This is a genomic window from Sinorhizobium glycinis, assembly GCF_001651865.1.
GTDB lineage: Bacteria > Pseudomonadota > Alphaproteobacteria > Rhizobiales > Rhizobiaceae > Sinorhizobium > Sinorhizobium glycinis.
Genome location: NZ_LPUX01000053.1, coordinates 1368214 through 1386963, shown reverse-complemented (window position 1 = coordinate 1386963; position 18750 = coordinate 1368214). Strand labels below are relative to the sequence as shown.

Annotated in this window: 17 protein-coding genes; 11 read left to right on the top strand and 6 right to left on the bottom strand. The window is 63.7% G+C overall.

All coding sequences use genetic code 11. The features are described from left to right. Positions 1 to 79: 79 nt before the first annotated feature. The 4 genes from AU381_RS11325 (at position 80) to AU381_RS11310 (ending at position 2915) form a co-directional block, all read left to right on the top strand. Positions 80 to 1090, top strand: coding sequence for a type II secretion system F family protein (locus AU381_RS11325; protein ID WP_064241789.1), 1011 nt, complete (start codon positions 80 to 82; stop codon positions 1088 to 1090). A gap of 14 nt (positions 1091 to 1104) precedes the next feature. Next, positions 1105 to 2088 (top strand): type II secretion system F family protein, encoded by a 984-nt coding sequence (locus AU381_RS11320; protein WP_064241788.1) that lies wholly within the window; start codon positions 1105 to 1107, stop codon positions 2086 to 2088. Positions 2089 to 2244: 156 nt separating this feature from the next. Then, on the top strand, positions 2245 to 2487 hold the full coding sequence (locus AU381_RS11315) for a type II toxin-antitoxin system VapB family antitoxin (protein WP_064241787.1): 243 nt from the start codon (positions 2245 to 2247) through the stop codon (positions 2485 to 2487). Beyond that, positions 2487 to 2915 carry a type II toxin-antitoxin system VapC family toxin gene (locus AU381_RS11310; protein WP_064241786.1) on the top strand — a complete coding sequence of 143 codons (429 nt, stop codon included), beginning with the start codon at positions 2487 to 2489 and terminating at the stop codon, positions 2913 to 2915. Before AU381_RS11315 ends, AU381_RS11310 begins: the two co-directional genes overlap by 1 nt. 57 nt (positions 2916 to 2972) lie before the next feature. Here AU381_RS11310 and AU381_RS11305 read toward each other — a convergent pair whose 3' ends face one another. Further along, positions 2973 to 3797 (bottom strand): tetratricopeptide repeat protein, encoded by an 825-nt coding sequence (locus AU381_RS11305; RefSeq protein ID WP_064241785.1) that lies wholly within the window; start codon positions 3795 to 3797, stop codon positions 2973 to 2975. A gap of 132 nt (positions 3798 to 3929) precedes the next feature. On the opposite strand from AU381_RS11305, the gene AU381_RS11300 reads away from it, so the two are divergent. The 3 genes from AU381_RS11300 (at position 3930) to AU381_RS11290 (ending at position 6798) form a co-directional block, all read left to right on the top strand. After that, on the top strand, positions 3930 to 5321 hold the full coding sequence (locus AU381_RS11300) for a leucyl aminopeptidase family protein (RefSeq protein WP_064241784.1): 1392 nt from the start codon (positions 3930 to 3932) through the stop codon (positions 5319 to 5321). Between the two features lie 269 nt (positions 5322 to 5590). Continuing rightward, complete coding sequence (locus AU381_RS11295; protein WP_064241783.1) at positions 5591 to 5935, top strand: MarR family transcriptional regulator; 345 nt, start codon at positions 5591 to 5593, stop codon at positions 5933 to 5935. Positions 5936 to 5943: 8 nt separating this feature from the next. Further along, on the top strand, positions 5944 to 6798 hold the full coding sequence (locus AU381_RS11290; RefSeq protein ID WP_064241782.1) for a C40 family peptidase: 855 nt from the start codon (positions 5944 to 5946) through the stop codon (positions 6796 to 6798). Positions 6799 to 6962: 164 nt separating this feature from the next. Here AU381_RS11290 and AU381_RS11285 read toward each other — a convergent pair whose 3' ends face one another. The 5 genes from AU381_RS11285 to AU381_RS11265 form a co-directional block, all read right to left on the bottom strand. Further along, entirely contained in the window at positions 6963 to 7922 is a 960-nt protein-coding gene (locus AU381_RS11285) for a 2-hydroxyacid dehydrogenase (RefSeq protein WP_064241781.1), read from the bottom strand. A 9-nt stretch (positions 7923 to 7931) separates the two neighbouring features. Further along, positions 7932 to 9560 (bottom strand): ABC transporter ATP-binding protein, encoded by a 1629-nt coding sequence (locus AU381_RS11280; RefSeq protein ID WP_064241914.1) that lies wholly within the window; start codon positions 9558 to 9560, stop codon positions 7932 to 7934. Positions 9561 to 9568: 8 nt separating this feature from the next. Beyond that, positions 9569 to 10702, bottom strand: a complete 1134-nt coding sequence (locus tag AU381_RS11275) for an ABC transporter permease (protein ID WP_064241780.1) — start codon at positions 10700 to 10702, stop codon at positions 9569 to 9571. After that, positions 10702 to 11781 carry a microcin C ABC transporter permease YejB gene (locus tag AU381_RS11270; protein ID WP_064241779.1) on the bottom strand — a complete coding sequence of 360 codons (1080 nt, stop codon included), beginning with the start codon at positions 11779 to 11781 and terminating at the stop codon, positions 10702 to 10704. Before AU381_RS11270 ends, AU381_RS11275 begins: the two co-directional genes overlap by 1 nt. A gap of 168 nt (positions 11782 to 11949) precedes the next feature. After that, positions 11950 to 13806, bottom strand: a complete 1857-nt coding sequence (locus tag AU381_RS11265) for an extracellular solute-binding protein (protein ID WP_082909802.1) — start codon at positions 13804 to 13806, stop codon at positions 11950 to 11952. Between the two features lie 201 nt (positions 13807 to 14007). Between AU381_RS11265 and mepA the strand changes: the two genes are divergently transcribed. The 4 genes from mepA to AU381_RS11245 all read left to right on the top strand — a co-directional run bounded on the left by mepA (position 14008) and on the right by AU381_RS11245 (position 18742). Continuing rightward, positions 14008 to 15075, top strand: a complete 1068-nt coding sequence (mepA, locus tag AU381_RS11260) for a penicillin-insensitive murein endopeptidase (RefSeq protein WP_064241778.1) — start codon at positions 14008 to 14010, stop codon at positions 15073 to 15075. A 306-nt stretch (positions 15076 to 15381) separates the two neighbouring features. Beyond that, a complete protein-coding gene (locus AU381_RS11255) occupies positions 15382 to 15762 on the top strand; it encodes a methylglyoxal synthase (RefSeq protein WP_014330524.1) in 381 nt (126 codons plus the stop codon). A 45-nt stretch (positions 15763 to 15807) separates the two neighbouring features. Next, positions 15808 to 16827: a glucokinase gene (locus tag AU381_RS11250; protein ID WP_064241777.1), complete on the top strand. Its 1020-nt coding sequence runs from the start codon at positions 15808 to 15810 to the stop codon at positions 16825 to 16827. Between the two features lie 109 nt (positions 16828 to 16936). Beyond that, on the top strand, positions 16937 to 18742 hold the full coding sequence (locus tag AU381_RS11245; protein ID WP_064241776.1) for an ABC transporter ATP-binding protein: 1806 nt from the start codon (positions 16937 to 16939) through the stop codon (positions 18740 to 18742). Positions 18743 to 18750: the final 8 nt, after the last annotated feature.

Genomic DNA, 18750 nt, shown 5'->3' with positions numbered 1-18750 from the left:
TTCCGCCCGCATCCCGCTCCGACAAGAACCCCGCGGCATTCCGCCCGCGTGCTGCTGAAGCAAAGGAACAGACCAAGCGATGTTCGGCATAGACATCACCGTTCTGGCACTGGCCGGCCTTGTCGCGATTGCCGCGGCGGCGCTCGCCTACGGTGTGCTCTATTCCCGGATCGAAAACGACAAGAAGGCGGAAGGCCGCCTGCGCCGGGTCAGCGCCGCCGAGACCGACCGCGCCAAGATCAAGGCGGCGCGCGACCGCGTCAACGAAATGTCGAAGCGGCGCAAATCCCTGCAGGATTCGTTGAAGGAGCTCGAAAAGAAGCAGCAGGAAAAGTCGGCAAATGCCGCCCCCTCCATGAAGAAGCGGCTGGTGCAGGCCAACGTGTCGATCTCGCTCACGCAGTTCTATCTCTTCAGCGCATTTTTCGGCCTGTTCGCCTTCATCGTCGTCCTCATCGCCGGCGCCGGTCTGTGGGTGGCGGGCGGTGTCGCACTCATCGCCGCGGCAGGTCTGCCGCGCTGGGTCGTCGGCTGGAAGATCAAGCGGCGCTGCAAAAAGTTCCTCGACGAGTTTCCGAATGCGCTCGACGTCATGGTTCGCTCGATCAAGTCCGGTCTGCCGCTCAACGATGCATTGCGGCTGATTGCCAGCGATGGCCAGGAGCCGGTGAAGACGGAATTCCGCCGCGTCGTCGAATCCCAGCAGGTGGGGTTGAACGTTCCGGACGCCTGCGCCCGCATGATCCAGAGCATTCCGCTGCCCGAGGTGAACTTCTTCGCGATCGTCATAGCCATCCAGGCGCAGGCCGGCGGAAACCTCTCCGAAGCGCTCGGCAACCTCTCCAAGGTGCTGCGCGAGCGCAAGAAGATGAAGGCGAAGGTCGGCGCCTTGTCGATGGAGGCCAAGGCCTCGGCCTGCATCATCGGCGCGCTGCCCTTTATCGTCTCGCTGCTCGTCTATCTCACATCGCCGGAATACATGATGATCCTTTTCACCGATGCACGCGGCCACATCATCATGGGCGCTTCGGCCGTCTGGATGAGCATCGGCATCTTTGTGATGCGCAACATGATCAATTTCGATATCTGAGGCGAGCGCTTACGATGGACGGCTGGATCAAGACACTCACCGACCCGAACATCATCGTCGCGGTCCTCGTCTCGATGGCCGTTCTTGCGACCTTTTACTCGCTCGCCATTCCCTTTTTCGAGCGCGGCGACCTGACAAAGCGGATGAAGTCCGTCGCCACCGAGCGCGAGCAGATCCGCGCCCGCGAGCGGGCCCGGCTGAACGCCGAAACCTCAGCCGGCAAGGCAAGTCTCAGGGCGCAGCACAATACGTCCGTTCGCCAGATCGTCGAACGGCTCAATCTGAGGCAGGCGCTGGTCGACGAGAATACAGTCAACCGGCTGAAGACCGCCGGCTATCGCTCGCAGAATGCGCTGAACACCTTCCTCTTCGCCCGCTTCTGCCTGCCGTTCCTGTTCCTGGCCATTGCCGTCGTCTACATTTTCGTGCTGGGCAATTTCGCCGACAAGCCGTTCATGCTGAGGGCATGTTTCGCGATCGGCTTCGGCTATCTCGGCTTCTACGCACCGAATATCTTCATCGCCAATGCGATATCGAAGCGCCAGCATTCGATCCGCCGTGCCTGGCCGGACGCTCTGGACCTCCTGCTGATCTGCGTCGAATCGGGCGTGTCGATGGAACTCGCCATGCGGCGTGTCGCCGACGAGATAGCCGCCCAGTCGCCGGCGCTGGCGGAGGAACTGGTGCTGACGACGGCGGAACTCTCCTTTCTGCCCGATCGGCGCATCGCGCTTGAAAATCTCGGCCTGCGCGCCGGCCTCGAGGAGGTCAAGGCGGTGATGCAGGCACTGATCCAGGCCGATCGCTACGGCACGCCGATCGCCCAGGCGCTGCGCGTCCTGGCGCAGGAGAGCCGCGACCAGCGCATGACGGCGGCGGAGAAGAAGGCGGCCGCGCTGCCGCCGAAACTGACGGTGCCGATGATCCTCTTCTTCCTGCCGGTCCTCGTCGCCGTGATCCTTGGCCCCGCCGGCATCCAGGTGGCGGATAAGTTCTAGGGCGCCCACGACTCCTGAGTCAGCGATCGCCTCCGCTCGTTTCACACTCCCGAGAGAGCCCCTTGAAGCTTCTGAGAAGGCGCTACGTATCCGGTGACGTGCTCTTGTTGTGATTGCTGATTTTAGATATCGTGATTTCTCACTGGAGATATCACCATGCCGCTATTCATTCGCGACGATGATGTAACAGCCATGGCCGAGAAGCTCGCCAAGCTCACCAAGGTCAGCAAGACCGACGCCGTTCGGGCGGCGCTTCGCCACGAGTTGGAGCGCACACGGTCGAGTGTGCCGCTGCGCGAACGCCTTGCCAAGATTCATGAGAGGGCGGCTGAAATCGGCCTTCCCAATCCCGCCTTCGACATGAAAGCCTATACCGATGAGATGTGGGGCGACGCCTGATGTTCGTTGATGCCTCGGCGCTCGTCGCCGTCATCAATCAGGAGCCAGGATGGAACGAGCTGGCAAAGCGACTGTCGGACGTTCAAAATGCATGTTTCATCTCCCCGCTCGTGTGCTTTGAGGCGGCCCTGGCGGTGGCTCGGGCGGCCGCCACGGCGGGCGGCGCGGCCGCTAGGCCGACGCTCGAAATCTTCGCGATTGCGCGTGAGCTCGTCGACAACCTGGTTGCGGAACTCGGCGCCAAGGAGATCAGCATTTCCGGCTCGATCGGCGACAAGGCGCTCGATGCTGCGATGACCTACGGCAAAGCCGTGGGGCATCCGGCCGATCTCAACTTCGGCGATTGCTTCGCCTATGCCTGTGCGAAAATTTCCGGGGTGGGGCTCATCTACAAGGGGGACGACTTCGCTCAAACCGATTTGGCGTGAAGATGATGCCGCGACGATCAGAAAATCGCCACCGGATCCGGGTGAAATGAGACCCCGCTAGTCAGTATTCCCGTCATCCGCCTTGGCGAGCTCCGTCCAGGCGCCCTTCTGCGACAGCATCGAGCGCAGATAGGCGACGTTCGCTTCCGCCTGCTCGGGGGTCAGCTCCTGCCGGGCGATTGTTTCGGCCTCCTGGAAGCGGCCCTGCAGCCCGACGGCAAGGGCGAGGTTCTGCCGGACACTGCTGTCGGCGCCCGGCTGGCTCGCCGCCGATTTCAGATACGTCTCGGCGGTCTTCAGATCCTTGGTCAGGAGATAGGACATTCCCAGGTTGGACAGGATGGTGGGCTCGTTCGGCTGAAGGTCCAGAGCCTCGCGATATTTAAGGCGCGCTTCGGACGAGCGGCCGAGCTGGTCGAGGACGGCGCCTTCCGCCGATTTCAGCTTCCAGTCGGGACGGTCCGGCGTCTGCGCCCGGCCGATGGTTTGAAGCGCCTGTTCGAGCTGGCCGGCCGCGGCCTGGGCCTTGCCGTAGGCACCGAGGACTTCGCGATCCGCCGGGTGATTGATCGCCACCTGCCGCATCACGGCCAGCGCCTGTTCGTTGCGGCCGGTCATGCGCAGCAGATTGGCGTAGTTCAAGCCCGCTTCGCGGTTCTTGGGATCGCGTTCATAGGCCTGGCCGATATTCTCCGCGGCGGCCGCCAGCTCGGTCGCGTTCATCGATTGCACCGGTTTTGACAGCTTCGGGATGGAGCCGGTCGTCAGCTCCTGCTTGCCCTGCTGACCGGCACAGCCTCCGAGCGCAAGTGCCATGAGTGCGACGGCCGCGCCTAGCGCGAGGCGATGCATTGAGGATGAGAAGATGTGTTGCGTTGGCATGAAGTGGCGTCCCAGCAGGCAATTGGCACCGGAACTCCGAACATCAGCGGCGCAACTTTCACTCCAGCAATAATCTGTTAACCCTAACAGAGCGTTAATCACGCGAACCCTATCTGTCAGTCGAGGACATTCATGGCTCCCTTCCAGTTCATCGAACGGCCGTCGCCGTTCAACAGCAGCGCCGGCAAGACGCTGCCCATCTTTGCGGTGACGCCGGCGCATATCGAGACGGGGACCATCGACCCGATCGCGCTCGACTGGGCGAAGAAGGCCGGCTTCAAGGCGGACTCCGGCGCCGTGCTCCTCATCCCCTCGGCCGACGGCCATCTCGGCGGCGCGCTGTTCGGTCTCGGCTCGAACCCGTCGGAGGCCCCGTTTCTCACCGGCAAGCTCGCCCGCGCGCTGCCGGCCGGCAAGTGGCATGTCGAAACGGCGCCGCTCACCGCCAATCGCCTGGCGCTCGGCTACGGCCTCGGCTCCTACCGCTTCGAACGCTACAAGTCCGCCAAGCCCGAGGCGCCGACGCTGATGATCCCGGCCGACGCGGACGCAACCGACATCAAGAGGCAGCTCGCCGGCGTCTTCCTGGCCCGCGATCTCATCAACACGCCGACCAATGACATGGGGCCCGAAGCGCTGGAAGCTGCCTTCCGGGCGCTCGCCGCCCACTACAAGGCGGATGTCTCGGTGATATCCGGCGAGGCCTTGCTGACCCAGAATTTCCCGCTGGTGCATACGGTGGGACGCGCCAGCGCCGAGGCGCCGCGGCTCCTCGAGCTGCGCTGGGGCAAGAAGGGGAACAGGAAGGTGACGCTGGTCGGCAAGGGCGTCTGCTTCGACACCGGCGGCCTGGATATCAAGCCAGCCGCCTCGATGCTGCTGATGAAGAAGGACATGGGCGGCGCGGCCAATGTCATGGGCCTGGCGCTGATGATCATGGACGCGAAACTCAAGGTTGATCTGCGCGTCATCGTGCCGGTCGTCGAGAATTCGATTTCCTCCAATGCCTTCCGTCCGGGTGACATCTACAGGAGCCGCAAGGACCTGACGGTGCAGATCGACAACACCGACGCCGAGGGCCGGCTGATCCTTGCCGACGCGCTCGCCTATGCCGACGAGGAGAGGACAGACCTCCTCGTCGACATGGCGACGCTCACCGGCGCCGCACGCGTTGCGCTTGGCCCGGACCTGCCGCCCTTCTTTACCGATGACGAGGAATTGGCCCGGGATCTTTCCGATGCGAGCCTGACGGTGGACGATCCGGTCTGGCGGATGCCGCTCCACATGGGTTACGACAAGGATGTCTCCGCCCGCATCGCCGACCTCACCAATGCGCCCTCGGGCGGCATGGCCGGTTCGATCACCGCGGCGCTGTTCCTCAAGCGCTTCGTGACGAATGCGAGGAGCTGGGTGCATTTCGACATATTCGGCTGGGCGCAGAGCGAGCGACCGCATTCCCCGATCGGCGGCGAAGCCCAGGCGATAAGGGCGCTGTACCATCACATCGGTCGGATTGCGGGATAGCCTTTCGTCCGTATCTGCCCCTCATCCGCCTGCCGGCACCTTCTCCCCGCGAGCGGGGCGAAGGGACAAGTGGCGGCGCCTCGCCCACCACACCGGCCGTGTATAGAAGGGAGATGAGCGAGCGCCGCGAGTTCCCTTCTCCCCATCAAGATGGGGAGAAGGTGCCGGCAGGCGGATGAGGGGCAGCGCGATCGAGAGCAACGAAGGAAACGCTTGCGTAACGAACGGCTGGCTATTGTGCAGGACGTGACTTACGCAGGAGTTTTCCCTTGCCGGTCGAACTGACGCCCTCCCAAGCGCTGGGGCTCTGGCATGCCGTCTCGCTCGAGCAGGTCCGGGTGGATAGCCGCGATCTGACGCTCCGCCAGATGGCGATTCTGCTTGAAATCTATCTCGTGCCGCCGCCGCACACGGTGCGCGGCCTCGCCGCGAGGCTCGGCGTGACCAAGCCGGTGATCACCCGCGCCCTCGATACCATGGGCGCGCTCGGCCTCGTCGACCGGGTGCGCGACGACCGCGACAGGCGTAATGTCGTCATCAAGCGCACCGTCGAGGGCGCGCTCTATCTTGAAAAATTCGGCGATCTGATCATCAATCAGGGCCGCAAATTGTGAGTTCTACCATGCCCGAAGCACTCGATCGCCGTCTCAATGCCTATCGCGAGGACCTGGCGGAGGAGCGCCTGCGCGGCCTCGTCGAAGCGCAGCGTTTCGTCGAGGGCACGCCGGCCGTCGTCTCCGTGCCGGTGACGCCGCTCAGGGCCCGGCCGGATCTCGCCTGCGGCACCGATACGGAATTGCTCTATGGCGAAACGGTGCGCGTTCTCGACGTCGATGATGGATGGGCCTGGGTCAAGTCGGACCTCGACGGCTACGTCGGCTACTTGCCGCAGGACACGCTAGGGGAGCCCGGCGCTCCGCCGACCCACATCGTCGCAGTGCCCCGCACATTCGTTTACCGCGGAGCGGACCTGCGCTTCCCGCAGGCCTTCGCGCTCTCCCTTGGCAGCCGCATCAATGTCGTCGGCGAGGCGGAGACCCGCGGCACCCGCTATTTTCTCCTCGACGGCGGGCTGGCGGTGGTCGCCAACCATTGCGCGCCGGCCAGCGGGCCGATCGGCGACGACTATGTCGCGATCGCCACCCGCTTTATGGAAACCCCCTATCTCTGGGGCGGCCGCTCCGGCTTCGGCATCGACTGTTCCGGTCTCGTGCAACTGGCGATGCAGATGACGGGCCGACGGGTTCCGCGCGATACCGACATGCAAGCCGCGGGGATAGGCAGGCCGGTCGGCCGCGAAGAACTCCGGCGCAGCGACCTCGTCTTCTGGAAGGGGCATGTCGCCATCATGGAGGACGACACGACCCTGGTGCATGCCAACGGCCATACGATGACTGTGGCCCGCGAAGGGCTCGACGATGCTATCCGCCGCATCGGCTGGCTCTACGGAGAGCCGACAGGGTATCGCCGGCCTTAGGAGCCGGTCGTTGACGTCGTGATTTGCCCCTCATCCGCCTGCCGGCACCTTCTCCCCATTCTGATGGGGAGAAGGGACTCGCGGCACGCTCCCAGTCCCCTCTCCCCGCTGGCGAGGGCTAGGGTGAGGGGCAATTCACGGAGATCGAAGCTCTCGGCGGCCGATCAGTAGCCGGCTACCTGATCCACCACATGCTCCAGAGGCAGCCCGTTTTCAAACCGCTCGATCTGCTCATCGACATGGGCAAAGAGCGCCTTGACATCGGACGAAGCAGCAACGTGCGGCGTCACATAGACGTTCGGCATGTCCCAGAAGCGGCTCTCGGGCGACAGCGGCTCCTGTTCGAAGACGTCGAGCGAGGCTCCGCCCAACACGCTGCGATCGAGGCATTCGAGGATGTCGGCCTCGACCTGGCTGCCGCCGCGGCCGGCATTGATGAAGACCGGGGCGCCGAAAGGACCCTTGCGGCTGAGTTTCCTGAACAGGCCTGCATTGAAGATCCCCTTCGTGTCCGCAGTCAGCGGCAGAAGACCGACCAGGAAATCCGTCCTGCCGAGAAAGGCGTCGAGCCCCGCGGCATCATAGGTGTCGATGCCCTCGACCGTCCGCTTGCTTCGCGACCAGCCGATCACCTCGAAGCCCATCACGGCAAGCTTGCGGGCGGCGTCCTGGCCGAGCACGCCCATGCCCATGATTCCGACGGTGACGTCGGTGGCTTCCGGCTGGCTGAGGTCCCGCCATTCGCGCTTCTTCGCCAGCGCCTCATAGGCGCGGTGTTGCCGCAGATGCAGGAGACATTGCATCACGACCCATTCGCTCATCCGCGTCGTTAAAGTCCGGTCGACGAAACGCACCAGCGGCACGTCGGGAAGGCCCGGCAGCGTCAGAACGTGGTCGACGCCGGCGCCGCCGGAAAAGACGACCTTCAAATCCGGCGCACGAGAGAAGAGATCGGGCGCCGACTTCCAGACGACCGCATAGTCTATCCCCGAGAGGTCCCGGCCTCGATGGGCCGGATCCGCAAGATTGATCACCTCGCGTCCGGGAAAGGCGCCTTGGAGGGCGGCGTCCACTTCCTCCGGAATGAATTTCAGATCGACGATGAGGGGACTTTTGGCAGGCATGCGGACGCTCTACTGACGGATGGCGGAAAGGTTGACGGCCTCGAGATTGAAGGCGGCGGCCATCAGCGCCTTGGTATAGTCCTCGGCCGGCGCTTCGAAAATGCGCTCGGCCGGTCCCTGTTCGACAACCTTGCCGAGGCGCATGACGATTACCTCATTGGCAAGCGCCCTGACGACCTTCAAGTCATGACTGATGAACAGATAAGCGAGATTGTGCTTGCGCTGCAGGTCGCGCAAGAGATCGACCACCTGCGCCTGCACGCTCATGTCGAGGGCCGAGGTCGGCTCGTCGAGCATGACGAATTGCGGCTTCAACACCATGGCGCGGGCGATCGCGATGCGCTGCCGCTGGCCGCCGGAGAATTCGTGCGGATAGCGCCAGCGGGTGGCCGGGTCGAGCCCGACCTCCTGCAGCGCTGCGGCGACGCGCCGGTCGCGCTCGTCGTCGGAGAGCGCCCTCTCATGGATTTTCAGCCCCTCGCCGACGATGTCGGCGACGGACATGCGCGGGCTGAGTGACCCGTACGGGTCCTGGAAGACCACCTGCATCCGGTTTCTGAGCGGCCGCATTTCACGGAAACTATAGGCGTCGATATTCTGGCCGACAAAGGCGATCCGTCCCTTCGACGAGATCAGCCGTGTCAGCGCCAGGCCGAGCGTCGTCTTGCCCGAACCGGATTCGCCGACGACGCCGAGCGTCTGCCCGGCGCGCAGCGTCAGGTCGATGCCGTCGACCGCCTTCACATGGTCGACGACGCGGCGCAGGAAGCCGGCCTTGATCGGGAACCAGACCTTGACGTCCTTGCCTTCGATAACGATCGGCTTCGACTGATCGGAAGGCGGCGGCTCGCCCTTCGGCTCGGAGGCGAGCAGGTGCCGCGTATAGGCATGCTGCGGATTGGCGAAGATCTCGGCGGTCGGGCCGGTCTCGACGATCTTGCCCTTGGTCATCACGCAGACCCGGTCGGCGATCTTGCGGACGATGCCGAGGTCGTGGGTGATGAACAGCATGGACATGCCGTGCTCATCCTTGAGCGACTTCAGGAGCTCGAGGATCTGCGCCTGCACGGTGACGTCGAGCGCCGTCGTCGGCTCGTCGGCGATCAGCAGCTCCGGCCGGTTGGCAAGCGCCATGGCGATCATCACGCGCTGGCGCTGGCCGCCGGAGAGCTGGTGCGGATAGGCGCCGAGCCGCTTCTCCGCCTCGCGGATGCCGACCTGGTTGAGGAGCTCCAGCGTCCTGGCGCGCGCTGCCGGCCCCTTGAGGTCCTGGTGGAGTTCGAGGATTTCGCCGATCTGCTGCTCGATCGTGTGCAGCGGATTGAGCGACGTCATCGGCTCCTGGAAGATCATCGTGATGTCGTTGCCGCGCACATGGCGCAGCTCGGCATCGCTCGCTTTCAGGAGATCCTTGCCGTTGAAGAGGATCTCGCCGCTCGGGTGGCTCGCAGCCGGGTAGGGCAGGAGCTTCAGGATCGAGTTCGCCGAGACCGATTTGCCCGAGCCGGACTCGCCGACGAGCGCCACGGTTTCACCGCGCTTGATGTCAAAGGAGATGCGGTCGACGGCGGTTGACGTGTCGCCGCCCTGATGGAAAGCGACGGAAAGATCGCGCACGGAGAGGAGAGTATCTGTCATCGTCGCGCTCACCGGAACGTCTTTCTCGGGTCGAAGGCGTCGCGCGTCGCTTCGCCGACGAAGATCAAGAGCGACAGCATGACCGACATCGCCCAAAAGGCGGTGAGGCCGAGCCACGGCGCCTGGAGGTTCGATTTTCCCTGGGCGATCATCTCGCCGAGCGAGGGCGAGCCGGGCGGCATGCCGAAGCCGAGGAAATCGAGGGATGTGAGCGTCGTGATCGAGCCGGACAGGATGAAGGGCAGGAAGGTCAGCGTCGCCACCATGGCGTTCGGCAGGAGGTGGCGGTGCATGATCGTGCCGTTACCGACGCCGAGCGCGCGCGCCGCGTTGACGTATTCGAAATTGCGCGCCCTGAGGAATTCGGCCCGGACGACGCCGACAAAGCCGACCCAGGAGAAGAGCAGCATGATGCCGAGCAGGATGAAGAAGCCGGGCGGCAGGATGGCGGCGATGATCAGCAGGATGTAGAGCACCGGCATCGACGACCAGATTTCAATGAAGCGCTGAAGAAGCAGGTCGGTCCAGCCGCCGAAATAGCCCTGCACCGCCCCGGCCGAAACGCCGATCACCGCCGAGGCTATGGTGAGCGCCAGGCCGAACAGCACCGAGATGCGGAAACCGTAGATCATCCGTGCCATCACGTCGCGCGCCTGGTCGTCTGTGCCGAGCCAGTTCAGGTTGCCGAGCGTGCAGTTCGGATCGGCGGCGCCTTGCGGATAGGCGGAGCAGCGCTCCTCCTCGCTCATCAGCCAGAATGGAGCGGTCGGCGCCGAATGCGGGATGTTCGAATTGACCGTCTGGTAGGAATAGCGGATCGGCGGCCAGACCATCCAGCCGTTCGCCTCGATCTCGTCGCGGATGAAGTCGGAGCGGAAGTCGGTTTCGGCGAGGAAGCCGCCGAACTTCTCCTCCGGGTAGTTCACCAGCACCGGGAACAGGATCTCGCCCTTGTAGGAGGCGACGATCGGCTTGTCGTTGGCGATCAGCTCGGCACAGAGGCTGAGGCCGAAGAGCACGAGGAAGATCCAGAACGACCAGTAGCCGCGCCGGTTCGCCTTGAAGTTCTGCCAGCGCCGCCGGCCGATCGGCGTCAGCCAGCCGTTTTCCGGGGCCGCTGCGTAGGTTGCGACTGTGCTCATCAGACGTCCCTCCGCTCGAAATCGATCCGGGGGTCGACCCAGGTGTAGATCAGGTCGGAGATGAGGCTGACGAAAAGGCCCATCAGCGAGAAGATGTAGAGGGTGGCGAAGACGATCGGATAGTCGCGCTTGACCACCGCGTCATAGCCGAGCCGGCCGAGACCATCGAGGGAGAAGATATATTCGATGAGCAGCGACCCGGTGAAGAAGGCGGAGATGAAAGCGCCGGGGAAGCCGGCGATGATGATCAGCATGGCGTTGCGGAAGACATGGCCGTACAGCACTTTCCGCTCGGTCAGCCCCTTGGCGCGCGCCGTCGTCACATATTGCTTCTTGATCTCGTCGATGAAGGAATTCTTGGTGAGCAGCGTCGTCGTCGCGAAGGCCGAGAGCAGCAGCGTGATCAGCGGCAGCGTCATGTGCCAGAAATAGTCGAGGATCTTCTGGTACCAGGGAAGCGCGTGGAAATTATCCGAGACGAGACCGCGCAAGGGGAACCAGTCGAAGAACGACCCGCCGGCGAAGATCACGATCAAGAGGATAGCGAAGAGGAAGCTCGGCACCGCATAGCCGACGATGATGACTCCGGAGGTCCAGACATCGAAGGTCGAGCCGTCTGACACCGCCTTCCGGATGCCGAGCGGGATCGAGATGGCGTAGGAGAAGATCAGGATCCAGACCCCGAGCGAGATCGACACCGGCATCTTCTCGATGATGAGGTCGACGACCGAGGTGTTGCGGAAAAAACTCTCGCCGAAATCGAAGCGGGCATAGTTCCACATCATGCCGAGAAAGCGCTCGAGCGGCGGCTTGTCGAAGCCGAACTGCTTCTCGAGCTTGGCGATGAATTCCGGATCGAGACCCTGCGCGCCGCGATAGCTTCCGCCCTCGCCGCCGCCCGGCACGAGATCGCCGCCAGTGCCGGAGAGCCTGTCGGAGCCGGCTGCATTCGTCAGGTCGGCGATCACCTGTTCCACCGGCCCGCCCGGCGCGAATTGGATGACAGCGAAGGAAATGGCCATGATCCCGATGATCGTCGGGATCATCAAGAGCAGCCGGCGCAGGATATAGGCACCCATCAGGCGAACCTCGGCATTGTGGCGCCACCGGTTACCCGGGCGCTGGCTTGCCGTCTATTTCGTCTCAATCCCATACTCCTTGGGCCCCGTCCGATGCCGGCGGTCGATCCATATTTCACTGATTCGCTTCCTGCATTTGGAATCGAGAGCGGGCTCAAGCGCAAGTCTTCATTGGCTGGCGGCACTCTTGAACCACCACACGTCGGGAAAGCCGATTGCGTATTTCGGCAGTTCCGCCGGCCGGCCGAACTTGTCCCAATAGGCGACATTGGCCTTGAGCTTGTAGTAGAGCGGGATGACGTAATTGTGGGCGAGCAGGACGCGGTCGAGCGCCCTGGTGGCGGCGACGAGGGTGTCTCGATCCTTGGCGAAGATCACGCGTTCGATCAGCTTGTCGACACCCGGATCGGCGATCCCGGCGTAGTTCCTCGAACCCTCGCGGGATGCGGCCTTCGATCCCCAATAGTCTGCCTGCTCGTTTCCCGGGCTCAAGGTCTGGCCCCAGACTTCCCAGGTCATGTCGTAATCGAAGGCACGCTCCCGGTTGGTATATTGCGACGGATCGACCATGCGCACGCTTGCTTCGATGCCTATTCTCTTGAGGTTCTGTGTGTAGGGAAGCGCGACCCGCTCGAGCGCTGGGCTGTTTATCAGAATTTCGAAGGCGAAGGGCTTGCCAGTCGCCTTGTTGACCATGCGGTTGCCCTTGAGTTCGAAGCCGGCTTCCTTGAGAAGCGCGATCGCCTTGCGGAGATTGTCGCGCGCCTTTTCCGGCGTTCCGCCGACCGGGTTGGTGTAAGGGGTCGTGAAGACTTCCGGCGGCACCAGGGCTTTGACCTCGTTCAGGATCTTCAATTCCTCGCCTTGCGGCAGGCCCGAGGAGGCGAGCTCGGTGCCGAAGAAGAAGCTGTTCACGCGCTGATACTGATTGAAGAAAATGGTCCGGTTCAGTTCCTCGAAATCGAGCGCATAGTTCAGCGCCTGGCGGACGCGCTCGTCGTCGAAGGGCTTGCGGCGCATGTTGGCAACCATCGCCTGCATCACGCCGGTCGCCCGGAAGGGGTTGGGGATTTCCTCGCGCTTGACACGCCCTTCTTTCACCGCGGGAAAATCGAACCCGGTCGCCCAGCGCATTGCCTGGTTCTCGGTCCAGAAATCGATGTTGCCGGAGCGGAAGGCCTCGAATTCGACGTCGCGATCACCGAAGAAGGAATAGGTGATCGAGTTGAAGTTGTTCTGCCCGACATTGACGTTGAGCGAGGCGCCCCAATAGTCGTCGCGCCGCTCGTAGCGGATCGTGCCGCCGGGGGAGAAGGAGGCGATGCGGTACGGGCCCGATCCCATGACCGGTTCAAGAGTCGTGCGGGTGATGTCGCGCGGCTTGCCGTCCGGCCCGGCGCCTTCCCACCAATGCTTCGGGACGATCAGGATTTCCCCGAGGATATGGGGCAGCTCGCGATTGTTTTTCTCGTCGAACTGGAAGGTGACGTCGCGATCGCCGGTCTTCTCGGCCTTCACGACATGCCCGTAATAGCTTTGATAGAGCGGGTTCAGTTCCTTCGCCTTCTCGAAGCTGAAAACGACGTCCTCGGGTGTCACGGGCTTGCCATCCGCCCATTTCGCCTCCGGTCGCAGGCGGAAGGTCGCCGACGAGATGTCGTCAGGATAGGAAACGCTCTCCGCCAGCAGCCCATAGGCGGTCGAAATCTCGTCGTCGGCGCGCTTCATCAGCGTGTCGAAGACGAGCGCCAACCCGACGGCCAGTTCGCCTTTGGCGACGAGGAGCGGATTGAAAGTGTCGAAGGTCCCCGTCTGTGAAAGCCTGAGGTCGCCGCCCTTCGGGGCATCAGGGTTTGCATAGTCGAAATGCTTGAAGCCGGGCGGATATTTGAGTTCGCCGATGAGGGAGAGTCCGTGGCGCCAGACCGGTTGTTCTTGCGCCTCCGCCAACGGCGCCAGGATGAGGGACATTGCCAGAAAAGCGGTCGCCAGCGTCGTTCGTCCAATACCGCTAAAATCCAGCATCCCGCCGTTTCTCCTTTGTTTTCGGTGATCCTTATAAGCAGAATAGGCCAAATCGCGGCAAATGACAGGACCTGCCCAAAATCAGGCGAAATTTTTGAGTCACATCCGGGCGAATCGCAAGGCTGATGCAACTGCGGCGAATCAGGATAAATGAGCGGGGTGAACCCCGCATGTTTCGGGTCGCCGCCGATGGGGAATGGAATGGGATTTGGTATGCGCGCCGCGCTTCGACGCTCAGGCTCCGGGCTGCTCGCATTGATCGTGAGCGCGGGCCTCTTTTCGACCGATGCCGCGTCGGCGGACGGCACGCCCGCCAAGGAGCTCTTCGGCGCCAGGGCCTTGCCGACTGCAGCGGCGCCGACGTCCTACGGGTTCTATTCCAAGGGATGTCTCGCCGGCGGCATCGCCATCCCGACCGACGGTCCGACCTGGCAGGCGATGCGCCTGTCGCGCAACCGCCGCTGGGGGCATCCCGAGATGATCGCGCTGATCGAGCGCTTCTCCCACGACGCGGCCGAGAGGATCGGCTGGCCGGGCCTGCTCCTCGGCGACATCTCGCAGCCGCGCGGCGGCCCGATGCTCTCCGGCCATGCCTCTCACCAGATCGGTCTCGATGCCGACGTCTGGCTGACGCCGATGCCGCAGAAGACGCTCAGCTATCAGGAGCGCGAGTCGATTTCCGCGACCTCGATGCTCGACAAGAGCAGGTTCCTGACGATCGACCGCTCGGTCTGGACGCCATCCCACGCGCGGCTGATCATGCTGGCGGCGAGCTACCCGGAGGTCGAGCGCGTCTTCGTCAATCCGGCCATCAAGAAGAAGCTCTGCGACAGCTGGAGAGGCGATCGCGCAGCCCTCGGCAAGGTGCGGCCGATCTATGGCCACGACTACCATTTCCATATTCGCATGAAGTGCCCGGCCGGCTCCAAAGGATGCAAGGACCAGGCCGCGGTGCCCGCCGGCGACGGCTGCGACAAGTCGCTCGCCTGGTGGTTTACCGACGAACCCTGGGCGAAACCGAAGAAGAAGCCCGGCGAGAAGCCGCCGAAGCCGAAGTTTGCGACGCTTGCCGATCTGCCGAAGGCCTGCGCACTGGTGCTGAACGGCCCGGCGCCGGCCTCCGAGCAGCAGGCGACCTACGGCACGGCGTACCGGGCTCCAGCCGCCATTCCCGCCGCGGCGACGAGCATCGAGTCGGTCATCGGCGCTGCGGCGGAAGCGCCGCTCGCCAGCGTTCCGGTGCCGCTGCCGCGCCCCGCTCTGCAATAGCCGTCCCCAGGAAAACGCACGGGCTCGCCCACTGCGTCGTTCCTTAACTCACCCCTCCATCCGTCATCCTCGGGTTTGACCCCGGGTCAAGCCCGAGGATGACGGGGAGGGAGCGTTGGCAATTATTCTGCACCTCGGGAATCGTTGGAGTCTTGCAGTTCAAAGTGCAAAAGGCGGACGGCGCGTTAGGTGCCTTCCCAATTCCATGGCGCTCATGTATAGGCGTTCAAATCGATTTAAATCCGACCGGATGTGAACGCGCCGTGCTTTCCGCTCCGGTCCTCGTGAGCTAGCCGGGGACGCCGCATGGCCGATCGCAAATGTCTCGCCCTGATCGCCCATGATCAGAAGAAGGATGACCTCGCCGCCTTTGCTAAGGCGCACGAGGCGACGCTTTCCGGTTGGAAGATCGTTGCAACCGGCACGACCGGCGGCCGCGTCCTCGACGCCTGCCCAGGCCTCGACGTCACGCGGCTGAAAAGCGGGCCGCTCGGCGGCGACCAGCAGATCGGCGCATTGATCGCCACGGGCGACGTCGATTGCCTCATCTTCTTCGTCGACCCGCTGACCGCCATGCCGCACGACGTCGACGTCAAGGCGCTGATGCGTCTGGCGATCGTCTACGATATTCCGATGGCGCTCAATCGTGCGACCGCCGAGCAGTTGATCGACTTCAGGCGCAACTGATACACATCCCCGGAACTATACGCCGCGATTGAGGACGGTCTTGCCATGTTGACTGCGAGTGACCAGAGCTTCTCCTTTCCGATCTTGATCGGAGATATCGGCGGTACGAACGCCCGCTTCGCATTGCTCGCCGACCGGTCAGCCGAGCCCCTGCAGCTTCCGCCGGTCAAGACGGGCGACTTCGAGACGATCGAGGAGGCGCTGCAGAAGAGCATTCTCGACAAGATTTCCGAAAGACCGCGTTCGGCGATCCTCGCGGTGGCGGGTCCGATCAAGAGCGACGAGATCCCCCTGACCAACGCCGGCTGGGTGATCCGGCCGAAGGACATGCTGGCGCGGCTCGGGCTGGAAGACGTGCTGGTCATCAACGACTTCGAGGCGCAGGCGCTCGCCATTGCCGCACCGGCCGAAAAGGATGTCGTGCAGATCGGCGGAGGCAGCGTCCGGCCGCGAAGTTCCCGCGTGGTGCTCGGACCGGGCACCGGGCTCGGCGTCGCCGGCCTGGTCTTTGCCCAGGACACCTGGATTCCCGTTCCGGGCGAAGGCGGCCATGTCGATATCGGCCCGCGCAGCGAGCGCGATTTCCGGATATGGCCGTTCCTCGAGCCGATCGAGGGCCGCATGGCAGGCGAACAGATCCTCTGCGGCCGGGGCATCATGAATCTCTACCGCGCCGTCTGTGCCGCCGATGGTCTCGAGCCGTCGCTCAAGGATCAGGCGGAGGTGACGACCAGCGCGCTTTCCGGTGACGATCCGGCGGCAGTCGAGACCGTATCGCTGTTCTGCGCCTATCTCGGGCGCGTTGCCGGCGACATGGCGCTGATCTTCATGGCGCGTGGCGGCGTCTTCCTGGCCGGCGGCATTTCGCAGAAGATATTGCCGGCGCTGATGAAACCGGAATTCCGAGCCGCCTTCGAGGACAAGGCGCCGCATTCGTCGCTGATGCGGACGATTCCCACTTTTGCGGTCGTCCATCCCATGGCGGCGCTTTCCGGGCTTGCCGCCTTCGCGCGCGCGCCGAGAGATTTCGGTGTTGCAATGGAGGGACGGCGCTGGCGAAGCTGAGCGGCGGACCGATGCAAAGACTCGCCAAAGCAGCTTCAAACCACTATAGACCCCCGACACGTGGCGCCGACGTGCGGCATGCCACAGCTGGCCAGGGAAAACGGGCTTCTTGAACGCCACGAACAGAAAACAGCGCGCGATCGATTCCGAGACGATCACCGGAATCCTGCGGCGCGTCATCGCCGAGAACGGTCGCGACCACATCCGGGGTTATGCCTTCGCCATTTCCTGCCTGATCGTTGTGGCGGCAACGACCGGCTTCACCGCCTGGATCATGGAAACGGTCGTCAACGAAGCCTTCGCCAACCGGCGGGCGGATATCGTCCTCGTGATCTGCGCCGCCATTTTCGCGGCTTTCGTGCTGCGGGGCCTTGCGACCTACGGGCAGGCCGTGGCGCTCTCGAAGATCGGCAACAACATCGTGGCGCGCTACCAGCGCCGGCTCTACTCGCATATCATGGCGCTCAGCGTCGGCTATTTCCACGAGCATCGCTCGGCGCAGCTTGCGGCGAAGATCAGCCAGAATGTCAGCGGCATACGTGACGTACTCAACATGACGGTCACGTCGATCGCCCGGGACTTCCTGACCCTGATCGGTCTGATCGGCGTCATGTTCAGCAAGGACTGGCTGCTCTCGCTGATCGTCTTCTTCGTCGCACCGCCGCTGTTCCTCGGCCTGCGCTACATATCAAGGCGTCTGCGTCTGGCGACGCGCGAGGCCATCGAGGTCAACAGCCGGGTCCTCGGGGCGATGCAGGAAACCATCCAGGGCGTCACCATCATCAAGGCCTTCACGATGGAGAACGAGCTCCGCCGCAAGGTCGAGACGATCATCGATCGGGCCGAGAATCGCGCAAACCGCATCGCGCGGTTGAGCGAGCGCACCGCACCGATGACGGAAACCTTCGCGGGCCTCGCGATCTCCAGCGTGCTTGCTTATGCCGCCTTCCGGACGATCTACGGCAACGTGCCGCCAGGGGCCTTCTTCGCCTTCGTCACGGCGCTGCTGATGGCCTATGATCCGGCGCGGCGCCTGGCGCGGCTGCAGGTGTCGATGGAGCGCGCCGCCGTCAATGCCCGCATGATCTACGAGATCCTCGATACGATTCCGCATCAGCGCGATCGCCCCGATGCGACCGAGCTCAAGCTCGGCGGGGCGACGGTCGAACTGCGCGATGTGCGCTTTTCCTATGCCAATGGCGACGAGATCCTGAGGGGGGTGAGCTTTCGCGCCGAGGGCGGCAAGACGACGGCGCTCGTCGGCCCCTCCGGCGCCGGCAAGTCGACCATCATCAGCCTCATCCCGCGCTTCTACGATCCGCAGTCTGGCGAGATCCTGATTGACGGCCAGAACATCGCCGGCGTTACCAAGCAGTCGCTGCGCAACGGCCTCGCCTATGTCTCGCAGCAGCCCTATCTCTTCGAAGGCTCGATACGCGACAATATTCGCTACGGCCGCCCCGACGCCACGGACCAGGAAGTCGAGGAGGCCGCAAGGCTTGCCTATGCGCACGACTTCATCCTGGCGCAGCCGCAGGGCTACGACACGCCCGTCGGCGAGCATGGGGTGACACTCTCCGGCGGACAGCGGCAGCGCCTGTCGATCGCCCGCGCGCTGGTCCGCAATGCACCGATCCTGCTTCTCGACGAGGCGACCTCGGCGCTCGACACCGAGTCCGAGGCTGCCGTGCAGAAGGCGCTCGAACAGGCGATGAGCGGGCGCACCGTCATCGTCATCGCCCACCGCCTCTCGACCGTCGTCAATGCCGACAAGATCGTCGTGATGAAGGACGGCAAGGTGGTCGAGGAGGGGTCGCATGAGGAGCTTGCGCGGCGGCCGGAGGGTCTCTACGCTCGCCTCCACAATCTGCAGGGCAGCAGCGCAGACCTGCCCGAAGAAGCGAAAATCCTATAGACGCGAGG

Coding starts and splice junctions, on each gene's coding strand:
- AU381_RS11325 (WP_064241789.1), top strand. CDS start 80: ATGTTCGGCATAGACATCACCGTTCTGGCACTGGCCGGCCTTGTCGCG.
- AU381_RS11320 (WP_064241788.1), top strand. CDS start 1,105: ATGGACGGCTGGATCAAGACACTCACCGACCCGAACATCATCGTCGCG.
- AU381_RS11315 (WP_064241787.1), top strand. CDS start 2,245: ATGCCGCTATTCATTCGCGACGATGATGTAACAGCCATGGCCGAGAAG.
- AU381_RS11310 (WP_064241786.1), top strand. CDS start 2,487: ATGTTCGTTGATGCCTCGGCGCTCGTCGCCGTCATCAATCAGGAGCCA.
- AU381_RS11305 (WP_064241785.1), bottom strand. CDS start 3,797: ATGCCAACGCAACACATCTTCTCATCCTCAATGCATCGCCTCGCGCTA.
- AU381_RS11300 (WP_064241784.1), top strand. CDS start 3,930: ATGGCTCCCTTCCAGTTCATCGAACGGCCGTCGCCGTTCAACAGCAGC.
- AU381_RS11290 (WP_064241782.1), top strand. CDS start 5,944: ATGCCCGAAGCACTCGATCGCCGTCTCAATGCCTATCGCGAGGACCTG.
- AU381_RS11285 (WP_064241781.1), bottom strand. CDS start 7,922: ATGCCTGCCAAAAGTCCCCTCATCGTCGATCTGAAATTCATTCCGGAG.
- AU381_RS11280 (WP_064241914.1), bottom strand. CDS start 9,560: ATGACAGATACTCTCCTCTCCGTGCGCGATCTTTCCGTCGCTTTCCAT.
- AU381_RS11275 (WP_064241780.1), bottom strand. CDS start 10,702: ATGAGCACAGTCGCAACCTACGCAGCGGCCCCGGAAAACGGCTGGCTG.
- AU381_RS11270 (WP_064241779.1), bottom strand. CDS start 11,781: ATGGGTGCCTATATCCTGCGCCGGCTGCTCTTGATGATCCCGACGATC.
- AU381_RS11265 (WP_082909802.1), bottom strand. CDS start 13,806: ATGCTGGATTTTAGCGGTATTGGACGAACGACGCTGGCGACCGCTTTT.
- mepA (WP_064241778.1), top strand. CDS start 14,008: ATGGGATTTGGTATGCGCGCCGCGCTTCGACGCTCAGGCTCCGGGCTG.
- AU381_RS11255 (WP_014330524.1), top strand. CDS start 15,382: ATGGCCGATCGCAAATGTCTCGCCCTGATCGCCCATGATCAGAAGAAG.
- AU381_RS11250 (WP_064241777.1), top strand. CDS start 15,808: ATGTTGACTGCGAGTGACCAGAGCTTCTCCTTTCCGATCTTGATCGGA.